The organism is Pseudomonas sp. LBUM1643, assembly GCF_059716215.1.
Genome location: NZ_CP166813.1, coordinates 6,006,955 through 6,021,437 on the forward strand (window position 1 = coordinate 6,006,955; position 14,483 = coordinate 6,021,437).

The window sequence follows — 14,483 nt, forward strand, 5'->3', positions numbered from 1 at the left end:
CCCCAACGGGGATAAATCCCCTCGCCACAGATAAAACTCCTGACAACAGATAAATCCCCTGGCCTCAGGTCAGGCTCCTCACCACAGGGTTTGCGTTCGTCCAGAACATTCGAGATAAGTGGTCGTAGACTGATACACTGCGCGACATTTTGTTTTGCAGGCCAGTCCCGTGACCACCATCGCCACCGCTTTTAATACTTTGCCGCTGTCCGCCGCCATGCTGGCTAACCTCGACTCCCTCGGTTATGCCCAGATGACGCCGATCCAGGCGCAAAGCTTGCCGGTGATCCTCAAGGGAATGGACCTGATCGCTCAGGCCAAGACCGGTAGCGGCAAGACCGCCGCCTTCGGTGTCGGCCTGCTGAACCCGATCAATCCGCGCTTCTTCGGTTGCCAGGCACTGGTCATTTGCCCGACTCGCGAGCTGGCCGACCAGGTCGCCAAGGAAATCCGTCGTCTGGCCCGTGCCGAAGACAACATCAAGGTACTGACCTTGTGCGGCGGCGTTGCATTCGGGCCGCAGATCGGTTCGCTGGAGCACGGTGCGCACATCATCGTCGGCACCCCGGGTCGTATCCAGCAGCACCTGCGCAAGGGCTCGCTGATTCTTCACGGCCTGAACACGCTGATCCTCGATGAAGCTGACCGCATGCTCGACATGGGTTTCTACGATTCCATCGAAGAAATCATTGCGCAGTGCCCTGAGCGCCGCCAGACCCTGCTGTTCTCCGCCACGTACCCGGTGGGCATCAAGCAACTGGCGTCGAAGTTCATGCGCAACCCGCAGATCGTGAAGGCCGAAGCGTTCCACGACGACACGCAGATCGAGCAGCGCTTCTACGAAATCTCCCCGGAAGAGCGCATGGACGCCGTGGTCAAAGTCCTCGCGCACCATCGCCCGGCCACCTGCGTCGCATTCTGCTTCACCAAGCAGCAAGTACAGGAAACGGTTGATCACCTGACCTCCAAAGGCATCTCTGCCGTCGGCCTGCACGGCGATCTGGAGCAGCGTGACCGCGACCAGGTGTTGGCGATGTTCGCAAACCGCAGTACTTCGGTACTGGTTGCCACTGACGTCGCCGCTCGCGGTCTGGACATTGATGCGCTCGACATGGTGATCAACGTCGAACTGGCCCGCGACTCGGAAATCCACATTCACCGTGTTGGCCGTACGGGCCGCGCCGGTGAGAAAGGTATTGCGATCAGTCTGGTTGCTCCGTCCGAAGCGCATCGCGCCCAGGCCATCGAGCAACTGCAGAAGTCGCCGTTGAGCTGGGACCAGTTGGACAACCTCAAATCCCAGGGCGGCGCACCGCTGCTGCCGGTGATGAGCACGCTGGTGATTGGCGCGGGCCGTAAAGACAAGGTTCGTCCGGGCGATATCCTCGGCGCACTAACAGGCGATGCCGGTATCCCGGGCGCTCAGGTTGGCAAGATCGCGATTTTCGACTTCCAGGCGTATGTGGCGGTTGAACGTGGCATTGCCAAGCAAGCCTTGCAGCGCCTGAACGACGGCAAGATCAAGGGCCGTTCGCTGCGCGTTCGTATCTTGTAAAAACAACGCAGTTCCCCCTGTAGGAGCTGCCGAAGGCTGCGATCTTTTGATCTTGCTGTTAAAAACAAGATCAAAAGATCGCAGCCTTCGGCAGCTCCTACAGGGTTTTTCTATTCCGAGGACACCGTCTTGCGCTCTACCGAAGTCGTGATCATTGGCGCTGGCGCCGCAGGGTTGATGTGTGCGCTGACCGCCGCCGGGCGCGGGCGCAAAGTGATGTTGCTTGACCATGCGAACAAGGCCGGCAAGAAAATCCTGATGTCTGGCGGTGGGCGCTGCAATTTCACCAACATGTACACCGAACCTGGTAATTTTCTCTCGCAGAACGAACACTTCTGCAAATCAGCGCTGGCCCGATACACCCAATGGGACTTCATCGGGATGGTCGCCGAACACGGCGTGCCTTATCACGAGAAAAAGCTCGGCCAACTATTCTGCGATAACAAATCCAGCGACATCCTCGACATGCTCCTCGATGAGTGCAATCAGGTCGGCGTCAGCCTGCACCTGGATACCTCGATCCAGACCATCGAGAAGCTCGAGAACGGTTACCTGCTGGACACCACGCTGGGCCAGATCAGCTGTGAGTCCCTGGTGATCGCCACGGGCGGCCTGTCGATTCCGACCTTGGGCGCTACCGGTTTTGGTTATCAGGTGGCGAAACAGTTCGGCCACGACCTGCTGCCGACCCGCGCCGGCCTGGTGCCATTCACCATCACCGATCAACTCAAAGAGCTGTGCACCGAGCTGTCCGGTACGTCGGTGGATTGCCTGGTGAGCTGCAACGAGCAGAGTTTCCGCGAGAACATCCTGTTCACCCACCGCGGTCTGAGCGGTCCGGCGATTTTACAGATCTCTTCGTTCTGGGAATCGGGTGACACGGTAGAAATCAACCTGATGCCCGATCACGACGTGCCAGGCTGGCTGCAACAGCAACAGGCCGAGCGCCCGAACAGCGAGTTGAAAACCCTGCTGGGTGAGATCTTCACCAAGAAAATGGCCAACCTGCTGGCGGACAACTGGTTCGTCTCGAAACCGATGAAGCAGTACACCCATGCGGAAATCGCCGACATCGCCGAGAAACTGGCGAGCTGGAAAGTCGTACCCGCAGGCACCGAAGGCTACCGCACCGCCGAAGTGACACTGGGGGGTGTTGATACCCACGAAGTGTCGTCCAAGACCATGGAATCGCTGAAAAGCCCTGGCTTGTATTTCATTGGTGAAGTACTCGACGTGACCGGACACCTGGGCGGTTTCAATTTCCAATGGGCCTGGGCCTCGGGTTACGCGGCCGCGCAGTACGTCTGATGGCACTGATCCCTGTCTGACGACACTGATCCCCCGTCTGACGACACTGATCCCCCGTCTGACGACACTGATCCCCCGCCTGACGATACTGATCCCCCGTCTGACGGCACTGATCTTCTGTAGGAGCTGTCGAGTGAAACGAGGCTGCGATCTTTTGATCTGGCTTTTCAAAAACAAGATCAAAAGATCGCAGCCTCGTTTCACTCGACAGCTCCTACAGAGTTACGGCATAGCCTCTACACAGCTCCTACAGAAGAGCGCGGTTGCCAAAGAAGGAACAAATTTTGCTGCCAGATGTGATCGACGCCATTGCGTCGACGTCATTACTGGCTCAATTTAGCGGCATTGCCTCGGAAGGCCTTCGCACTTCATGTCATCGACCCCACTTCATCAGTCTCTGCGTCGCCTCTGGGCGCTGGATAAATTCAGCTACAGCGTGCGGGTGTTCATCGCCCTGACCGGCAGCATGGCGCTGTGTTGGTATCAGGATGAAATGGGACTGCTGATCCCGCTGTTCCTGGGGATCATCGCCAGTGCCCTGGCCGAGACCGACGACAGTTGGCAAGGTCGCCTCAACGCGCTGGCCGTGACGCTGGTGTGCTTCAGCGTCGCCGCGCTCTCCGTCGAATTGCTCTTCCCCTACCCCATCGTCTTCGTCATCGCCCTGGCACTGGCGAGCTTCGGCCTGACCATGCTCGGCGCGCTGGGCGAGCGCTACGGTGCGATTGCCTCGGCGACACTGATCCTGTCGGTCTACACGATGATCGGCGTGGACCAGCGCGGTGGCGCGGTCACTGACTTTTGGCACGAGCCGCTGCTGCTGGTCGCCGGTGCCGCCTGGTACGGCTTGCTGTCGGTGTTGTGGCAGGCGATGTTTTCCAATCAGCCGGTGCAACAGAGCCTGGCGCGGTTGTTTCGGGAGTTGGGGTTTTACCTGAAGCTGAAATCATCGCTGTTCGAGCCGATCCGTCAGATGGACGTGGAAGCGCGCCGCCTGGAACTTGCCCAACAGAATGGTCGCGTGGTTGCCGCACTGAACGCCGCCAAGGAAATCATTCTGCACCGGGTCGGCAATGGTCGACCGGGTTCGAAAGTCAGTCGCTACCTGAAGCTGTACTTCCTCGCTCAGGACATCCACGAACGCGCCAGCTCCTCGCACTATCCTTACAACGCGCTGGCCGAGGCCTTCTTCCACAGTGACGTGCTGTTCCGCTGTCAGCGCCTGCTGCGCCAACAGGGCAAAGCCTGTCGAGCACTGGCCGAGTCGATCCAGATGCGCCAGCCGTTCATCTACGACGCCAGTTTCGCCGAAGCACTGAGTGACCTGGACGCCTCCCTGGAACACTTGCGCGGCCAGAGCAATCCGGCCTGGCGTGGCCTGTTGCGTTCATTGCGGGCATTGGCGGCCAACCTGGGCACCCTCGACCGACTGCTCAGCGATGCCAGCAACCCGGATGCCTTGGCGGACGCCACCGACAGCAGCTTGCTCGACCGCTCGCCACGCAGCCTCAAGGATGTGTGGATTCGTCTGCGCACGCAGCTGACACCGACCTCTTTACTGTTCCGCCACGCCCTGCGATTGCCCCTCGCGCTGAGCATCGGCTACGGCATGGTGCATTTGATTCACCCGTCCCAGGGTTACTGGATCATCCTCACCACACTGTTTGTCTGCCAACCGAACTACGGCGCCACGCGACGCAAACTCGGCCAGCGGATCATCGGCACCGCCATCGGCCTGACAGTGGCCTGGGCGCTGTTCGATCTGTTCCCGAATCCACTGGTTCAGTCGTGCTTCGCCATTGCCGCCGGGGTGGTGTTCTTTATCAACCGCACTACCCGCTACACCCTGGCAACCGCCGCGATCACGCTGATGGTGCTGTTCTGCTTCAACCAGGTGGGCGATGGCTACGGGCTGTTTCTGCCAAGGTTGTTCGATACCTTGCTCGGCAGTCTGATTGCCGGTCTGGCCGTGTTCCTGTTCCTGCCGGACTGGCAGGGACGACGCTTGAACAAAGTGCTGGCGAACACCCTGACGTGCAACAGCATTTACTTGCGCCAGATCATGCAGCAATACGCCGCCGGCAAAAGCGACGACCTCGCCTACCGCCTGGCGCGACGCAACGCCCACAACGCCGACGCAGCCCTGTCGACGACGCTGGCCAATATGCTCATGGAGCCGGGCCATTTCCGTAAGGAGGCGGACGTGGGCTTTCGTTTCCTGGTGCTGTCGCACACCTTGCTCAGTTATTTGTCTGGGCTGGGTGCGCACCGTGAGACGCAGCTGCCAGCGGACATTCGAGAGCATTTGATTGAGGGGGCCGGGGTGAAACTGGCCGCCAGCATTGACGAGATCGCCCAAGGCCTGGCGAACAAAACACCGATCGCGATTCAGAGCGATGAGGAAGAGGCACTGGCCAACGAGCTTGAGCAGATGCCGGATGAAATCGATGAAGGGCAGCGGTTGGTGCAGACACAGCTGGCGTTGATCTGCCGACAGCTTGGGCCGTTGCGGACGTTGGCGGCGCACCTCATCAAGGATACCAGCGCGCAGTGATGGATAGCTTCCTGTAGCAGCTGGCGAAGCCTGCGTTGGAGCGCGAAGCGGTCCCGATTTTCAAGCCGACATCACAGCGCCTGGAGAGCGACCGCTTCGCAGTCGGACGCAGCCTTCGGCAGCTGCTACAGGTGCTTCTGTACGCGATTTCACATCCCATGCTGCTTCATCAACCGATCATAACTTCCGTCGGCTTTCATCGCCGCGATCTCGCGATCAAATCCCGCGACGATCTGTTCATGCCTGGGATTCTTCAGGCTGACCAGTATGTGCAGGCTGTTCTCGCTCAGTGGCTTGGGCAGAAACTCCACCGCGTTGCGCACTTTTGAAGATTCCCTGGACAAGTAATAGCGCGCGACGAATTCGTCTTCCAGGGTCAACTTGACCCGGTCGGCCGCGACCATGCGCACTGCCATGGCGAAGTTGTGAACCGGGACTTTCTGCAGCGACGCATCCTCATCAAATGCCGCCGAATAGGCATAACCGCGCACAACCGCAATCGGGTAGGTGTGCAGTTGCTGCAGATTGTTGTACTCGATGGCGACGTCTTTGCGCTTGAGAAAGCGCACCCGGTTAAGCAGGTATTCGCCCGAGAACTGACCAAGCTGGGTGCGCTCCTGGTTGTACCAGGCATTCACCAGCACGTCGTAACGCCCCTCGCCGATGCCGAGCAAGGCTCGCGCCCAGGGCACTTGCTCGAAATCGCTGGCATAACCGGCTCGGGCCAATGCGGTACTGACGATGTCCGTGGCCAGGCCGCCGTTAATCAACGTGGCGTCCGTAAAGGGGGGCCAGGCATCGGCGACCAGTCGCAACTTTTCCGCCACCGCACTCTGAGTCAGCAACAGCAATCCAATCAAAGCAAAGGCTCGATGCACTCGCGGCATGCTGGAAAATCCTTGGCGGGCGGACTGTCATCGAAGATTACACAAAGAAAACAATCCCGCGCGAAATGAATGATGGCATTTTGGCCTTTGTCACAGATTCGACCGCCATAAAGACATCTTTCATCAGGGAGCTTAGTATCGGGCGACGTTGATCAAGGAATGTGGACATGACTATTGATTGGGTGTGCAAACACCACAGCGATTTGGGCAAAGAGCAGCTGTACGCCATTCTGCAACTGCGGGCGGAGGTCTTCGTCGTTGAGCAGAAGTGTGTGTATCAGGACATCGATGGTCAGGACCTGGAAGGCGACACCTGCCATTTGATGGCTTGGGAGGGAGATCGCCTGGTGGCGTACCTGCGCTTGCTCGACCCGGAGCTTCAGGGCGGTGACGTGGTGATCGGCCGGGTGATCATTGCCCCTCAGGCACGCGGAACCGGGCTCGGGCATGAGTTGATGGCCCAGGCGCTCAAACAGGCTGCAAAGCACTGGCCGGATGTGCCGATCTATCTGTCAGCCCAGGCTCATCTGCAGGGGTACTACGGGCGGTACGGGTTTGTCGTGGCGGGTGAGGAATACATGGAAGACGGAATTGCGCATATCGGGATGCGTCGCCCTTGAGGGCCCTATCGCGAACAGTCTCACTCCTGCAGGGATGCATTTCAAATGTGCTACTGAGACTGTCTCAAAGGACAATGCATTCCAATGTGGGAGTGAGCCTGCTCGCGATGGCGTCAGACCGAACACTGCAAATTCAGGGATACTCGAGCACGGCTTTCACCTGCCGCAAATTACGCTCGATCCAGCCGCGATCAATCGCCCCCCACTCGCGTATCCGATAGCGCCCGGCATGATTGCGCGCGCCCTCTTCCTGCTCGAACTCGCACACGATGTCCAGATCCGCCAGCGCAGCAATCGTGTCCTGCGCCGTGCGCCGAGGCATGCCGGTGACCTCGGTCAATGCAGGAACGCTGCTGGCCAGCCCACTGTCGATCAGGTAAGCCACGTATAGCCGGCGGTAGAAACTGGTTTTGGTCTTGCTAACGTCCATCCATTTACCCCGCATTCATTGGAAGATCAAAAGATCGCAGCCTGCGGCAGCTCCTACGCGCCCGTGGGCGCTGGCATATCCCGCCACGTCAGGTACACCCGCAGATCGAACTCCACCTGGTGATACCCCGGCAACATGTGTTCGCACAGCTTGTAGAACGCCTTGTTGTGATCCGATTCTTTGAAATGCGCCAGTTCATGCACCACGATCATTTTCAGAAACTCGGAGGGTGCGTCCTTGAACAGCGAGGCCACGCGAATTTCTTTCTTGGCCTTGAGCTTGCCACCTTGCACCCGGGAAATGGTGGTGTGCAGGCCGAGGGCGCGGTGGGTCAGGTCCAGGCGATTGTCGAACAGCACTTTATCGATGGCCGGCGCGTTACGCAGGTATTCCTGCTTGAGGTCCAGCGCGTAGGTGTACAGCGCCTTGTCGCTCTGTACCCCGTGCTTCTCGGGGTAACGCTGGCTCAGGTAATCGCCCAGCCGACCTTCGCTGATCAGTTGGCGTACTTGGTCCTGCAATGCTGCGGGATAGGCCTGGAGGTATTTCAACGCGGTCATCGGGGCGGGCAACATCAATCACGAAAAGGTCGCCAGTGTAGCGAATTCAGAGGGTCAGCGCGTTCCAGTCAAACGGCTGCACGAAGTCGATGACTTCCTCGGCGATCATCGGTTGTGCCACCAGAAATCCTTGCACGTACTCGCAGCCATGGGCTTGCAGCCATTCATATTGCGCAACGGTCTCGACGCCCTCGGCAATGATCAGCAACCCGTACTGCTTGCACAAGTCGATCACGTTTCGCACCAGCGCCGCATCCCGCGAGGAGTGCGGCAACCGCGCAATCAAGTGCCGATCGATTTTCAGCGTGTCCAGTTCCAGGTCGCGCAAGCAGGACAGCGAGCATGCGCCAGATCCAAAATCATCCAACGCCACCCGCACGCCAAGATTGCGCAGCAACCGCAGCTGCTTGCGGGTTTCCTCAGGGTTTTGCGCCAACGCTTCTTCGGTCACCTCGACTTCCAGATAGCGCGGCTGCAAACCGTGGCGCTCCAGCACCTGGCGCAATTCGGTGACGAGGTGGGGCATGCCGAACTGGGTGCTGCTCAAGCTGACGCCCAGCACCAGATCCGAAGCAAATACGGTTTCCCACGCCTTGCGCTGCCCTGCCCCGTGCTGATAAATCCAGCTGCCGAGACGACTGATCAGCTGCGCTTCTTCCAGCAAGGGCAGAAACAACCCGGGCGGGACATCGCCGACGCTCGGATGCTGCCAGCGCAGCAGGGCCTCGAAGCCGCGCAGGTGTCCATCGGCGATGGACACCTGCGGTTGATACACCAGATTGAAATCACGATTCTCGATGGCGTCGCGCACGCTCTCTTCCAGCATCAATCGCGAGCGAGCGCGGCCATTCATCTCATGGTCATAGAAACGGTACTGCTGACGGCCGGCGCGCTTGGCTTCGTACATGGCGATGTCCGCCGCTCGCAGCAAACCATCCAGATTGGAACCGCAGTCCGGGAAGGTGGCGATGCCGATGCTGGCACCCAGCGCGATGTCCAGGCCTTCGATTTGCTGACAGGCCGAGACTCGATCGATGAGTTTCTCGGCAATCTTCGCCGCCTGCTCGGGAAATTCCAGGTCAAGCAACGCCGTAAACTCGTCGCCACCCATACGCGCAAGCACATCCAGGGGCCGCAGCGAGCCTTTCAACTGCTCGGAGACCCAGCGCAGCACCCGGTCGCCAGCATCATGACCGAGTGAGTCGTTGACCCGCTTGAAGCCGTCCAGATCCAGGTACAACAGCACCCAGGCACCGTCGGATCGTTCGCCACGCAGCAACAGGTTTTCAACCGTTTGATAAAACCCCCGCCGGTTGAGCAGCCCGGTCAACGGATCGGTGACAGCCTGGAACTCCAGTTGCTTATGAAGATGACGCACCACCGACATGTCCAGCACCGTCACGACCATGGCGCGCTGCTCGGCCGGCAACGGCGCGCAGGACAGGGCTACAGGGACCTGTTGATTGGGCGCGGTACGCAGCAGCGCATCGTGCAGGCGCAGGGTCTCACCGCGTTTGTAACCGGCCAGCCACTCGGAATCGGCCCAGATCGGAATGTGCGGTTTTTGCAGAAAATCCAAGAACTCCTTGCCCTGCAGCTCTTGCACCGTGGCGCTGAGCATCCGTGACATGGCCGGATTGGCAAACTGGATCAGACCATCCTCACCGACCACCAGAATGCCTTCGGCGGCGTTTTCCAGTACCGAGGCGTTGAAGGCGCGTGCGGCTTCCAGATCGTGGCTGAGGCGTTGCAGATCGCGACGATTGCGCTGATGTTCAAGCAGCGCCTGGACTTTGGGCTTAAGGATTAGCGGGTCAAACGGCTTGAACAGGTAATCCACCGCGCCGCTGGCGTAGCCCTTGATCACGGCGTCCTGGGACTGTTCGTTGGCAGTGAGGAAGATAATCGGCGTCAGGCGAGTACGTTGGCTGCCGCGCATGAGCCGTGCGACTTCAAAGCCGTCCATGCCGGGCATCTGCACGTCCAGCAGCACCAGGTCGACATCGTGTTCGAGTAACAGGCTGAGGGCTTCGAAACCCGAGAGCGCGGTCATCACTTGCCAGTCCTGACGCTCCAGCAACGCACGCATGCTGACGAGGTTCTCAGGGTAATCGTCAACGATTAACAGGATAGGCTTGCCTTCACCTGGCGTAAGTTGCCCGCATTCCATGCTGCTTCTCTTTGTTCGGGGAGTCAGGCCGGTTTTGGGTAAAAACCGGACAATTACCAAGACCTCACTCTAGACCTGGATCCAGGAAAGCAGTAGCTGTCAGAGCGCCATCATTCTACGAAAGCGTTAATTCGCCGACTAACGGTCGCGCCTACAGGCCGCTAAAATCGGGGAAGATGGCCTTTTAACAGGATTTTGACGTCATCCATCTGTCAGTTCGACGTTAACAATGTTGCCTTCTGCGCTTATAAAGACCGCCCTCTAAGGCGCGTGCTAGAGCTTCTGGCACGTGCGTGCAGCAAAATTTGTGGAAGCTTTGTCTATGATCGATCTCGCAACCTGGAACCTCAGCGTTCCCGTCGGCAACCCGCCCTACACCGTTGAAACTGCAAAACTGGTGAAGGGGTTCAAGGATCAATACTTCCATTCCGATACCGGTACCTTGTTTTTCTGGTCGCCGGTCACTGGCTCCAAAACTGAAAACGCGAAATACCCCCGCACTGAACTTCGCGAAACCTACAGCAACGGCACCCTGCGCAACTGGCTTTACCCGGACGCCGACAACTCCCTGCGCGCTACGTTGGCGGTGAATCAGGTGCCAAGCTCGGGCAAGATCGTTATCGGTCAGATTCATGCCTATGAAAGCCAGAAGCCGATGGTGAAGGTCGAGTATCAGTACAAGACCAGCACGCAGTCAGGCAACATCGTCGCCAAAGTGCGCATGCACCCCGACGACGGTGAAGGTCGAGTCATCACCATCGCTACCGGGGTGAAGCTGGATCAGCAATTCAATTACCTGATTCACCTGAGTCCCGGCGGAGCGTTAGGCATCAGCGCGGCGGGCTATCAATGGGACACTGATATCAGCAAGACCTGGCGAGACAAGCCGCTGTACTTCAAGGCCGGGGTGTATGTTCAGGATCACACCGGTTACACCAGCGAAGGCGGCAAGGTGACGTTCAGCAAGCTGGATATCGATCACGATAAGTAAATTCCAAATCGCACCCGATCCCTGTAGCAGCTGCCGAGCCCGCGAGGCTGCGTTCGATTGCGAAGCAGTCGTAAACCGACACCGCATTCTTTGGGGTAACGCGGGCTTAACTATCTGGCGAGGACTTCGTCCTCGAACGCAGCCTCGCGGGCTCGGCAGCTGCTACAGGGGCAAATGTCAGCCCACAAAAAACCCGCATCGCTGCGGGTTTTTTGTGGGTGCTGATTGACGCTGAGGCTTAGTTGACCTTGGCGTTCAACTCACCTTTGAGGTAACGCTGGTACATCGCTTCCAGGGAGATCGGCTTGATCTTGGAAGCGTTGCCTGCGGTACCGAAAGCTTCGTAACGAGCGATACAAACATCACGCATCGCAGTGACGGTAGCGCCAAAGAATTTACGCGGGTCGAACTCGCTCGGATTGGTGGCCATCAGGCGACGCATCGCACCGGTGGACGCCAGGCGCAGGTCGGTGTCGATGTTGACCTTGCGCACGCCGTGCTTGATGCCTTCGACGATTTCTTCAACCGGTACGCCGTAGGTTTCTTTGATGTCGCCGCCGTACTGGTTGATGATCGCCAGCCAGTCCTGAGGCACCGAAGACGAACCGTGCATGACCAGGTGAGTGTTTGGAATTCGCTTGTGGATTTCTTTGATGCGGTCGATCGCGAGCACGTCGCCGGTAGGCGGCTTGGTGAACTTGTAGGCGCCGTGGCTGGTGCCGATGGCGATCGCCAAGGCGTCGACCTGAGTGCGCTTGACGAAGTCAGCCGCTTCTTCCGGGTCGGTCAGCATCTGGCTGTGATCAAGCACGCCTTCTGCACCGATGCCGTCTTCTTCACCGGCCATACCGGTTTCCAGCGAACCCAGGCAGCCCAGCTCGCCTTCTACCGAAACACCGCAGGCGTGAGCCAGGGCTACGGTTTGTTGAGTAACGCGGATGTTGTAGTCGTAGTCGGTCGGCGTCTTGCCGTCTTCGCCCAGGGAACCGTCCATCATGACCGAGCTGAAGCCCAGCTGGATGGAACGCTGGCAGACGTCAGGGCTGGTGCCGTGGTCCTGGTGCATGCACACCGGGATGTGCGGGAATTCTTCGATTGCCGCCAGGATCAGGTGACGCAGGAACGGGGCGCCTGCGTATTTGCGAGCACCGGCCGAAGCCTGGACGATCACCGGGGAGTCAGTCTTGTCAGCGGCTTCCATGATGGCGCGCATCTGCTCAAGGTTGTTGACGTTGAAGGCTGGAACGCCGTAGCCGAACTCGGCTGCGTGGTCCAACATCTGGCGCATGCTGATAAGTGCCATTGTGTATGTCTCTCCCGGTTTAGGGTCGTTAATCGTGCCAGCCTGCCGTAGCGGCGGCGGCTATTCAAGTTATTGCAGATCGGGGGTTGGCCCGGGCTGCGAATTCGGTACTACATAAACCTGTGTGTGACGAAGAACCCTGTGGCGAGCGAGCTTGCTCGCGCTCGGCTGCGAAGCAGTCGAAAACCGTTGACGCGATATTCTGAAATACCCTGTCGACTGGCTTTGGGACCGCTTCGCGCTCCAGCGGGAGCAAGCTCCCTCGCCACAAAAGCCTGTGATTGGCGTTTCTACTGCGCCTTACAACCCCGCCCAATCAAATCATTGGTGGCGACCCAGTAAACCAGGCCTTCCTCGCCTTTGATGTGAAACGCCAGCATCTCGTTGCTGTACAGCGAACCCGACGCGCCGGGTTCCTGCTTCAGACGATAGACCTGGTCGGCGCCGCCAAGCCGCACATCGACTTCCTCGCGCGCAGCATCAGCATAGCGCCATACCACTTTGGCCTGGCTGTCGCAGGTCCAGGTGGTCCAGTTGTCCGCTGGGGCTGAACTGTTGAACAGGTTGAAATTCGAGCAACCTGCCAGCAGAGCCAGCGCCATGACGGCGATAAAACCTTTCATCCATGCTCCTCGACCAACGGCGCACGCCGCCGGCCTTGAGTAATGAGTCAGACCCGTCAAGGGCAACCACGTTCCTTGGCGGGGGTCTGTGTCTCGTATTTGTCCAGGCCATCAGGCCCGGAACGCTTGTTGATCACCGGGTTGGTTTCCGCCTGCCAGTCAGCCTGGTAGCAGCCTTTCTCCACCTCGGACGGAGCAGGTTCCGGGGTGGCTTTCGGGTTACTCCCGCAAGCCGCCAGTAAACCCGCGACGATCAACAGCGCTAACGTCTTGACCATGTGAACACTCCCTTTCCTGGTCAAATGAACCGCCTCAGGCCTTGGCCCGACTTTCCAGGACTTCAACGGCCGGCAGCACTTTGCCTTCGACGAATTCGAGGAATGCGCCGCCACCGGTAGAAATGTAGGAGATCTGGTCGGCAACGCCATATTTATCGATGGCTGCCAGGGTGTCGCCGCCGCCAGCGATGGAGAACGCCGAGCTTTCTGCGATGGCCTGGGCCAGCACTTTGGTGCCGTTACCGAACTGGTCGAATTCGAACACGCCTACCGGGCCGTTCCACAGGATGGTTTTGGACGACTTCAGCAGCTCGGCGAAATTCGCCGCGGTCTGCGGACCGATGTCCAGGATCATGTCATCTGCGGCCACATCAGCGATCAGCTTGACGGTCGCGGTCGCGCTTTCAGCGAATTCCTTGGCAACGACGACGTCGACCGGCAATGGCACGCTGACCTTGGCGGCGATTTCGCGCGCGGTGTCCAGCAGGTCCGGCTCGTACAGCGACTTGCCGACCGGGTGACCGGCAGCAGCGAGGAAGGTGTTGGCGATGCCACCACCGACGATCAGTTGATTGCAGATCTGGCTCAGGCTGTTCAGCACGTCGAGTTTGGTCGACACCTTGGAGCCGGCAACAATGGCTGCCATAGGCTGGGCCGGGGCGCCGAGGGCTTTACCCAATGCGTCCAGCTCTGCAGCCAGCAGCGGACCCGCCGCAGCGACTTTGGCGAACTTGGCCACGCCATGGGTCGAACCCTCGGCGCGGTGAGCAGTGCCGAAGGCGTCCATCACGAACACGTCGCACAGGGCAGCATATTGCTGGGCCAGGTCGTCAGCGTTCTTTTTCTCGCCTTTGTTGAAGCGCACGTTTTCGAACAGCACGATGTCGCCGGCTTTCACGTCGACGCCACCCAGGTAATCAGCCACCAGCGGCACTTCGCGGCCCAAGGCCTTGCTCAGGTAGTCAGCCACTGGCTTGAGGCTGTTCTCGGCCGAGAACTCGCCTTCAGTCGGACGGCCAAGGTGCGAGCAGACCATCACGGCCGCGCCTTTTTCCAGGGCCAGCTTGATGGTCGGCAGCGAGGCCAGGATTCGCGCATCGCTGGTGACAACACCGTCCTTGACTGGGACGTTGAGGTCTTCGCGAATCAGTACGCGTTTACCTTGCAGATCGAGGTCGGTCATCTTCAACACGGTCATGGGTCG

Annotated in this window: 13 protein-coding genes; 5 read left to right on the plus strand and 8 right to left on the minus strand. The window is 59.2% G+C overall.

Annotation, left to right across the window (positions count from 1 at the left end; genetic code table 11):
* The first annotated feature begins 217 nt into the window (after positions 1–217).
* The 3 genes from dbpA to yccS all read left to right on the plus strand — a co-directional run bounded on the left by dbpA (position 218) and on the right by yccS (position 5,417).
* Positions 218–1,555: an ATP-dependent RNA helicase DbpA gene (gene dbpA / locus ACA063_RS27165; protein ID WP_235992769.1), complete on the plus strand. Its 1,338-nt coding sequence runs from the start codon at positions 218–220 to the stop codon at positions 1,553–1,555.
* 129 nt (positions 1,556–1,684) lie between these two features.
* Positions 1,685–2,863, plus strand: a complete 1,179-nt coding sequence (locus tag ACA063_RS27170) for a BaiN/RdsA family NAD(P)/FAD-dependent oxidoreductase (protein ID WP_497664021.1) — start codon at positions 1,685–1,687, stop codon at positions 2,861–2,863.
* 370 nt (positions 2,864–3,233) lie between these two features.
* Positions 3,234–5,417, plus strand: coding sequence for a YccS family putative transporter (yccS, locus tag ACA063_RS27175; RefSeq protein WP_497664022.1), 2,184 nt, complete (start codon positions 3,234–3,236; stop codon positions 5,415–5,417).
* Between the two features lie 149 nt (positions 5,418–5,566).
* Here the strand turns inward: yccS and ACA063_RS27180 are convergent, their stop codons facing one another.
* Complete coding sequence (locus tag ACA063_RS27180; protein WP_497664023.1) at positions 5,567–6,304, minus strand: substrate-binding periplasmic protein; 738 nt, start codon at positions 6,302–6,304, stop codon at positions 5,567–5,569.
* Between the two features lie 167 nt (positions 6,305–6,471).
* Between ACA063_RS27180 and ACA063_RS27185 the strand changes: the two genes are divergently transcribed.
* Entirely contained in the window at positions 6,472–6,924 is a 453-nt protein-coding gene (locus ACA063_RS27185; protein WP_497664024.1) for a GNAT family N-acetyltransferase, read from the plus strand.
* Between the two features lie 133 nt (positions 6,925–7,057).
* Here the strand turns inward: ACA063_RS27185 and ACA063_RS27190 are convergent, their stop codons facing one another.
* From ACA063_RS27190 to ACA063_RS27200, 3 genes are read right to left on the minus strand one after another with little or no spacing between them, the layout of a single operon-like run.
* On the minus strand, positions 7,058–7,354 hold the full coding sequence (locus tag ACA063_RS27190) for a winged helix-turn-helix domain-containing protein (RefSeq protein WP_162436161.1): 297 nt from the start codon (positions 7,352–7,354) through the stop codon (positions 7,058–7,060).
* A gap of 53 nt (positions 7,355–7,407) precedes the next feature.
* Positions 7,408–7,914, minus strand: coding sequence for a M48 metallopeptidase family protein (locus ACA063_RS27195; protein WP_497664025.1), 507 nt, complete (start codon positions 7,912–7,914; stop codon positions 7,408–7,410).
* A gap of 46 nt (positions 7,915–7,960) precedes the next feature.
* Positions 7,961–10,084 (minus strand): putative bifunctional diguanylate cyclase/phosphodiesterase, encoded by a 2,124-nt coding sequence (locus ACA063_RS27200; protein ID WP_497664026.1) that lies wholly within the window; start codon positions 10,082–10,084, stop codon positions 7,961–7,963.
* A gap of 322 nt (positions 10,085–10,406) precedes the next feature.
* On the opposite strand from ACA063_RS27200, the gene ACA063_RS27205 reads away from it, so the two are divergent.
* Positions 10,407–11,075, plus strand: a complete 669-nt coding sequence (locus ACA063_RS27205) for a polysaccharide lyase family 7 protein (RefSeq protein ID WP_497664027.1) — start codon at positions 10,407–10,409, stop codon at positions 11,073–11,075.
* A gap of 238 nt (positions 11,076–11,313) precedes the next feature.
* On the opposite strand, the gene fba is transcribed toward ACA063_RS27205, so the two are convergent.
* The 4 genes from fba to ACA063_RS27225 form a co-directional block, all read right to left on the minus strand.
* A complete protein-coding gene (gene fba / locus ACA063_RS27210) occupies positions 11,314–12,378 on the minus strand; it encodes a class II fructose-bisphosphate aldolase (RefSeq protein ID WP_046045276.1) in 1,065 nt (354 codons plus the stop codon).
* 290 nt (positions 12,379–12,668) lie between these two features.
* Complete coding sequence (locus ACA063_RS27215; protein ID WP_497664028.1) at positions 12,669–13,001, minus strand: MliC family protein; 333 nt, start codon at positions 12,999–13,001, stop codon at positions 12,669–12,671.
* A gap of 56 nt (positions 13,002–13,057) precedes the next feature.
* Complete coding sequence (locus tag ACA063_RS27220) at positions 13,058–13,279, minus strand: hypothetical protein (RefSeq protein ID WP_497664029.1); 222 nt, start codon at positions 13,277–13,279, stop codon at positions 13,058–13,060.
* 34 nt (positions 13,280–13,313) lie between these two features.
* Positions 13,314–14,477, minus strand: coding sequence for a phosphoglycerate kinase (locus ACA063_RS27225; RefSeq protein ID WP_194691061.1), 1,164 nt, complete (start codon positions 14,475–14,477; stop codon positions 13,314–13,316).
* Between the last annotated feature and the right edge of the window lie 6 nt (positions 14,478–14,483).

What these genes read in the sequence shown, in the direction of transcription:
- ACA063_RS27200 (WP_497664026.1), bottom strand. Translation starts at nt 10,084, where the DNA reads ATGGAATGCGGGCAACTTACGCCAGGTGAAGGCAAGCCTATCCTGTTA.
- ACA063_RS27215 (WP_497664028.1), bottom strand. Translation starts at nt 13,001, where the DNA reads ATGAAAGGTTTTATCGCCGTCATGGCGCTGGCTCTGCTGGCAGGTTGC.
- ACA063_RS27180 (WP_497664023.1), bottom strand. Translation starts at nt 6,304, where the DNA reads ATGCCGCGAGTGCATCGAGCCTTTGCTTTGATTGGATTGCTGTTGCTG.
- ACA063_RS27225 (WP_194691061.1), bottom strand. Translation starts at nt 14,477, where the DNA reads ATGACCGTGTTGAAGATGACCGACCTCGATCTGCAAGGTAAACGCGTA.
- ACA063_RS27220 (WP_497664029.1), bottom strand. Translation starts at nt 13,279, where the DNA reads ATGGTCAAGACGTTAGCGCTGTTGATCGTCGCGGGTTTACTGGCGGCT.
- ACA063_RS27195 (WP_497664025.1), bottom strand. Translation starts at nt 7,914, where the DNA reads ATGACCGCGTTGAAATACCTCCAGGCCTATCCCGCAGCATTGCAGGAC.
- ACA063_RS27205 (WP_497664027.1), top strand. Translation starts at nt 10,407, where the DNA reads ATGATCGATCTCGCAACCTGGAACCTCAGCGTTCCCGTCGGCAACCCG.
- yccS (WP_497664022.1), top strand. Translation starts at nt 3,234, where the DNA reads ATGTCATCGACCCCACTTCATCAGTCTCTGCGTCGCCTCTGGGCGCTG.
- fba (WP_046045276.1), bottom strand. Translation starts at nt 12,378, where the DNA reads ATGGCACTTATCAGCATGCGCCAGATGTTGGACCACGCAGCCGAGTTC.
- ACA063_RS27185 (WP_497664024.1), top strand. Translation starts at nt 6,472, where the DNA reads ATGACTATTGATTGGGTGTGCAAACACCACAGCGATTTGGGCAAAGAG.
- ACA063_RS27190 (WP_162436161.1), bottom strand. Translation starts at nt 7,354, where the DNA reads ATGGACGTTAGCAAGACCAAAACCAGTTTCTACCGCCGGCTATACGTG.
- dbpA (WP_235992769.1), top strand. Translation starts at nt 218, where the DNA reads ATGCTGGCTAACCTCGACTCCCTCGGTTATGCCCAGATGACGCCGATC.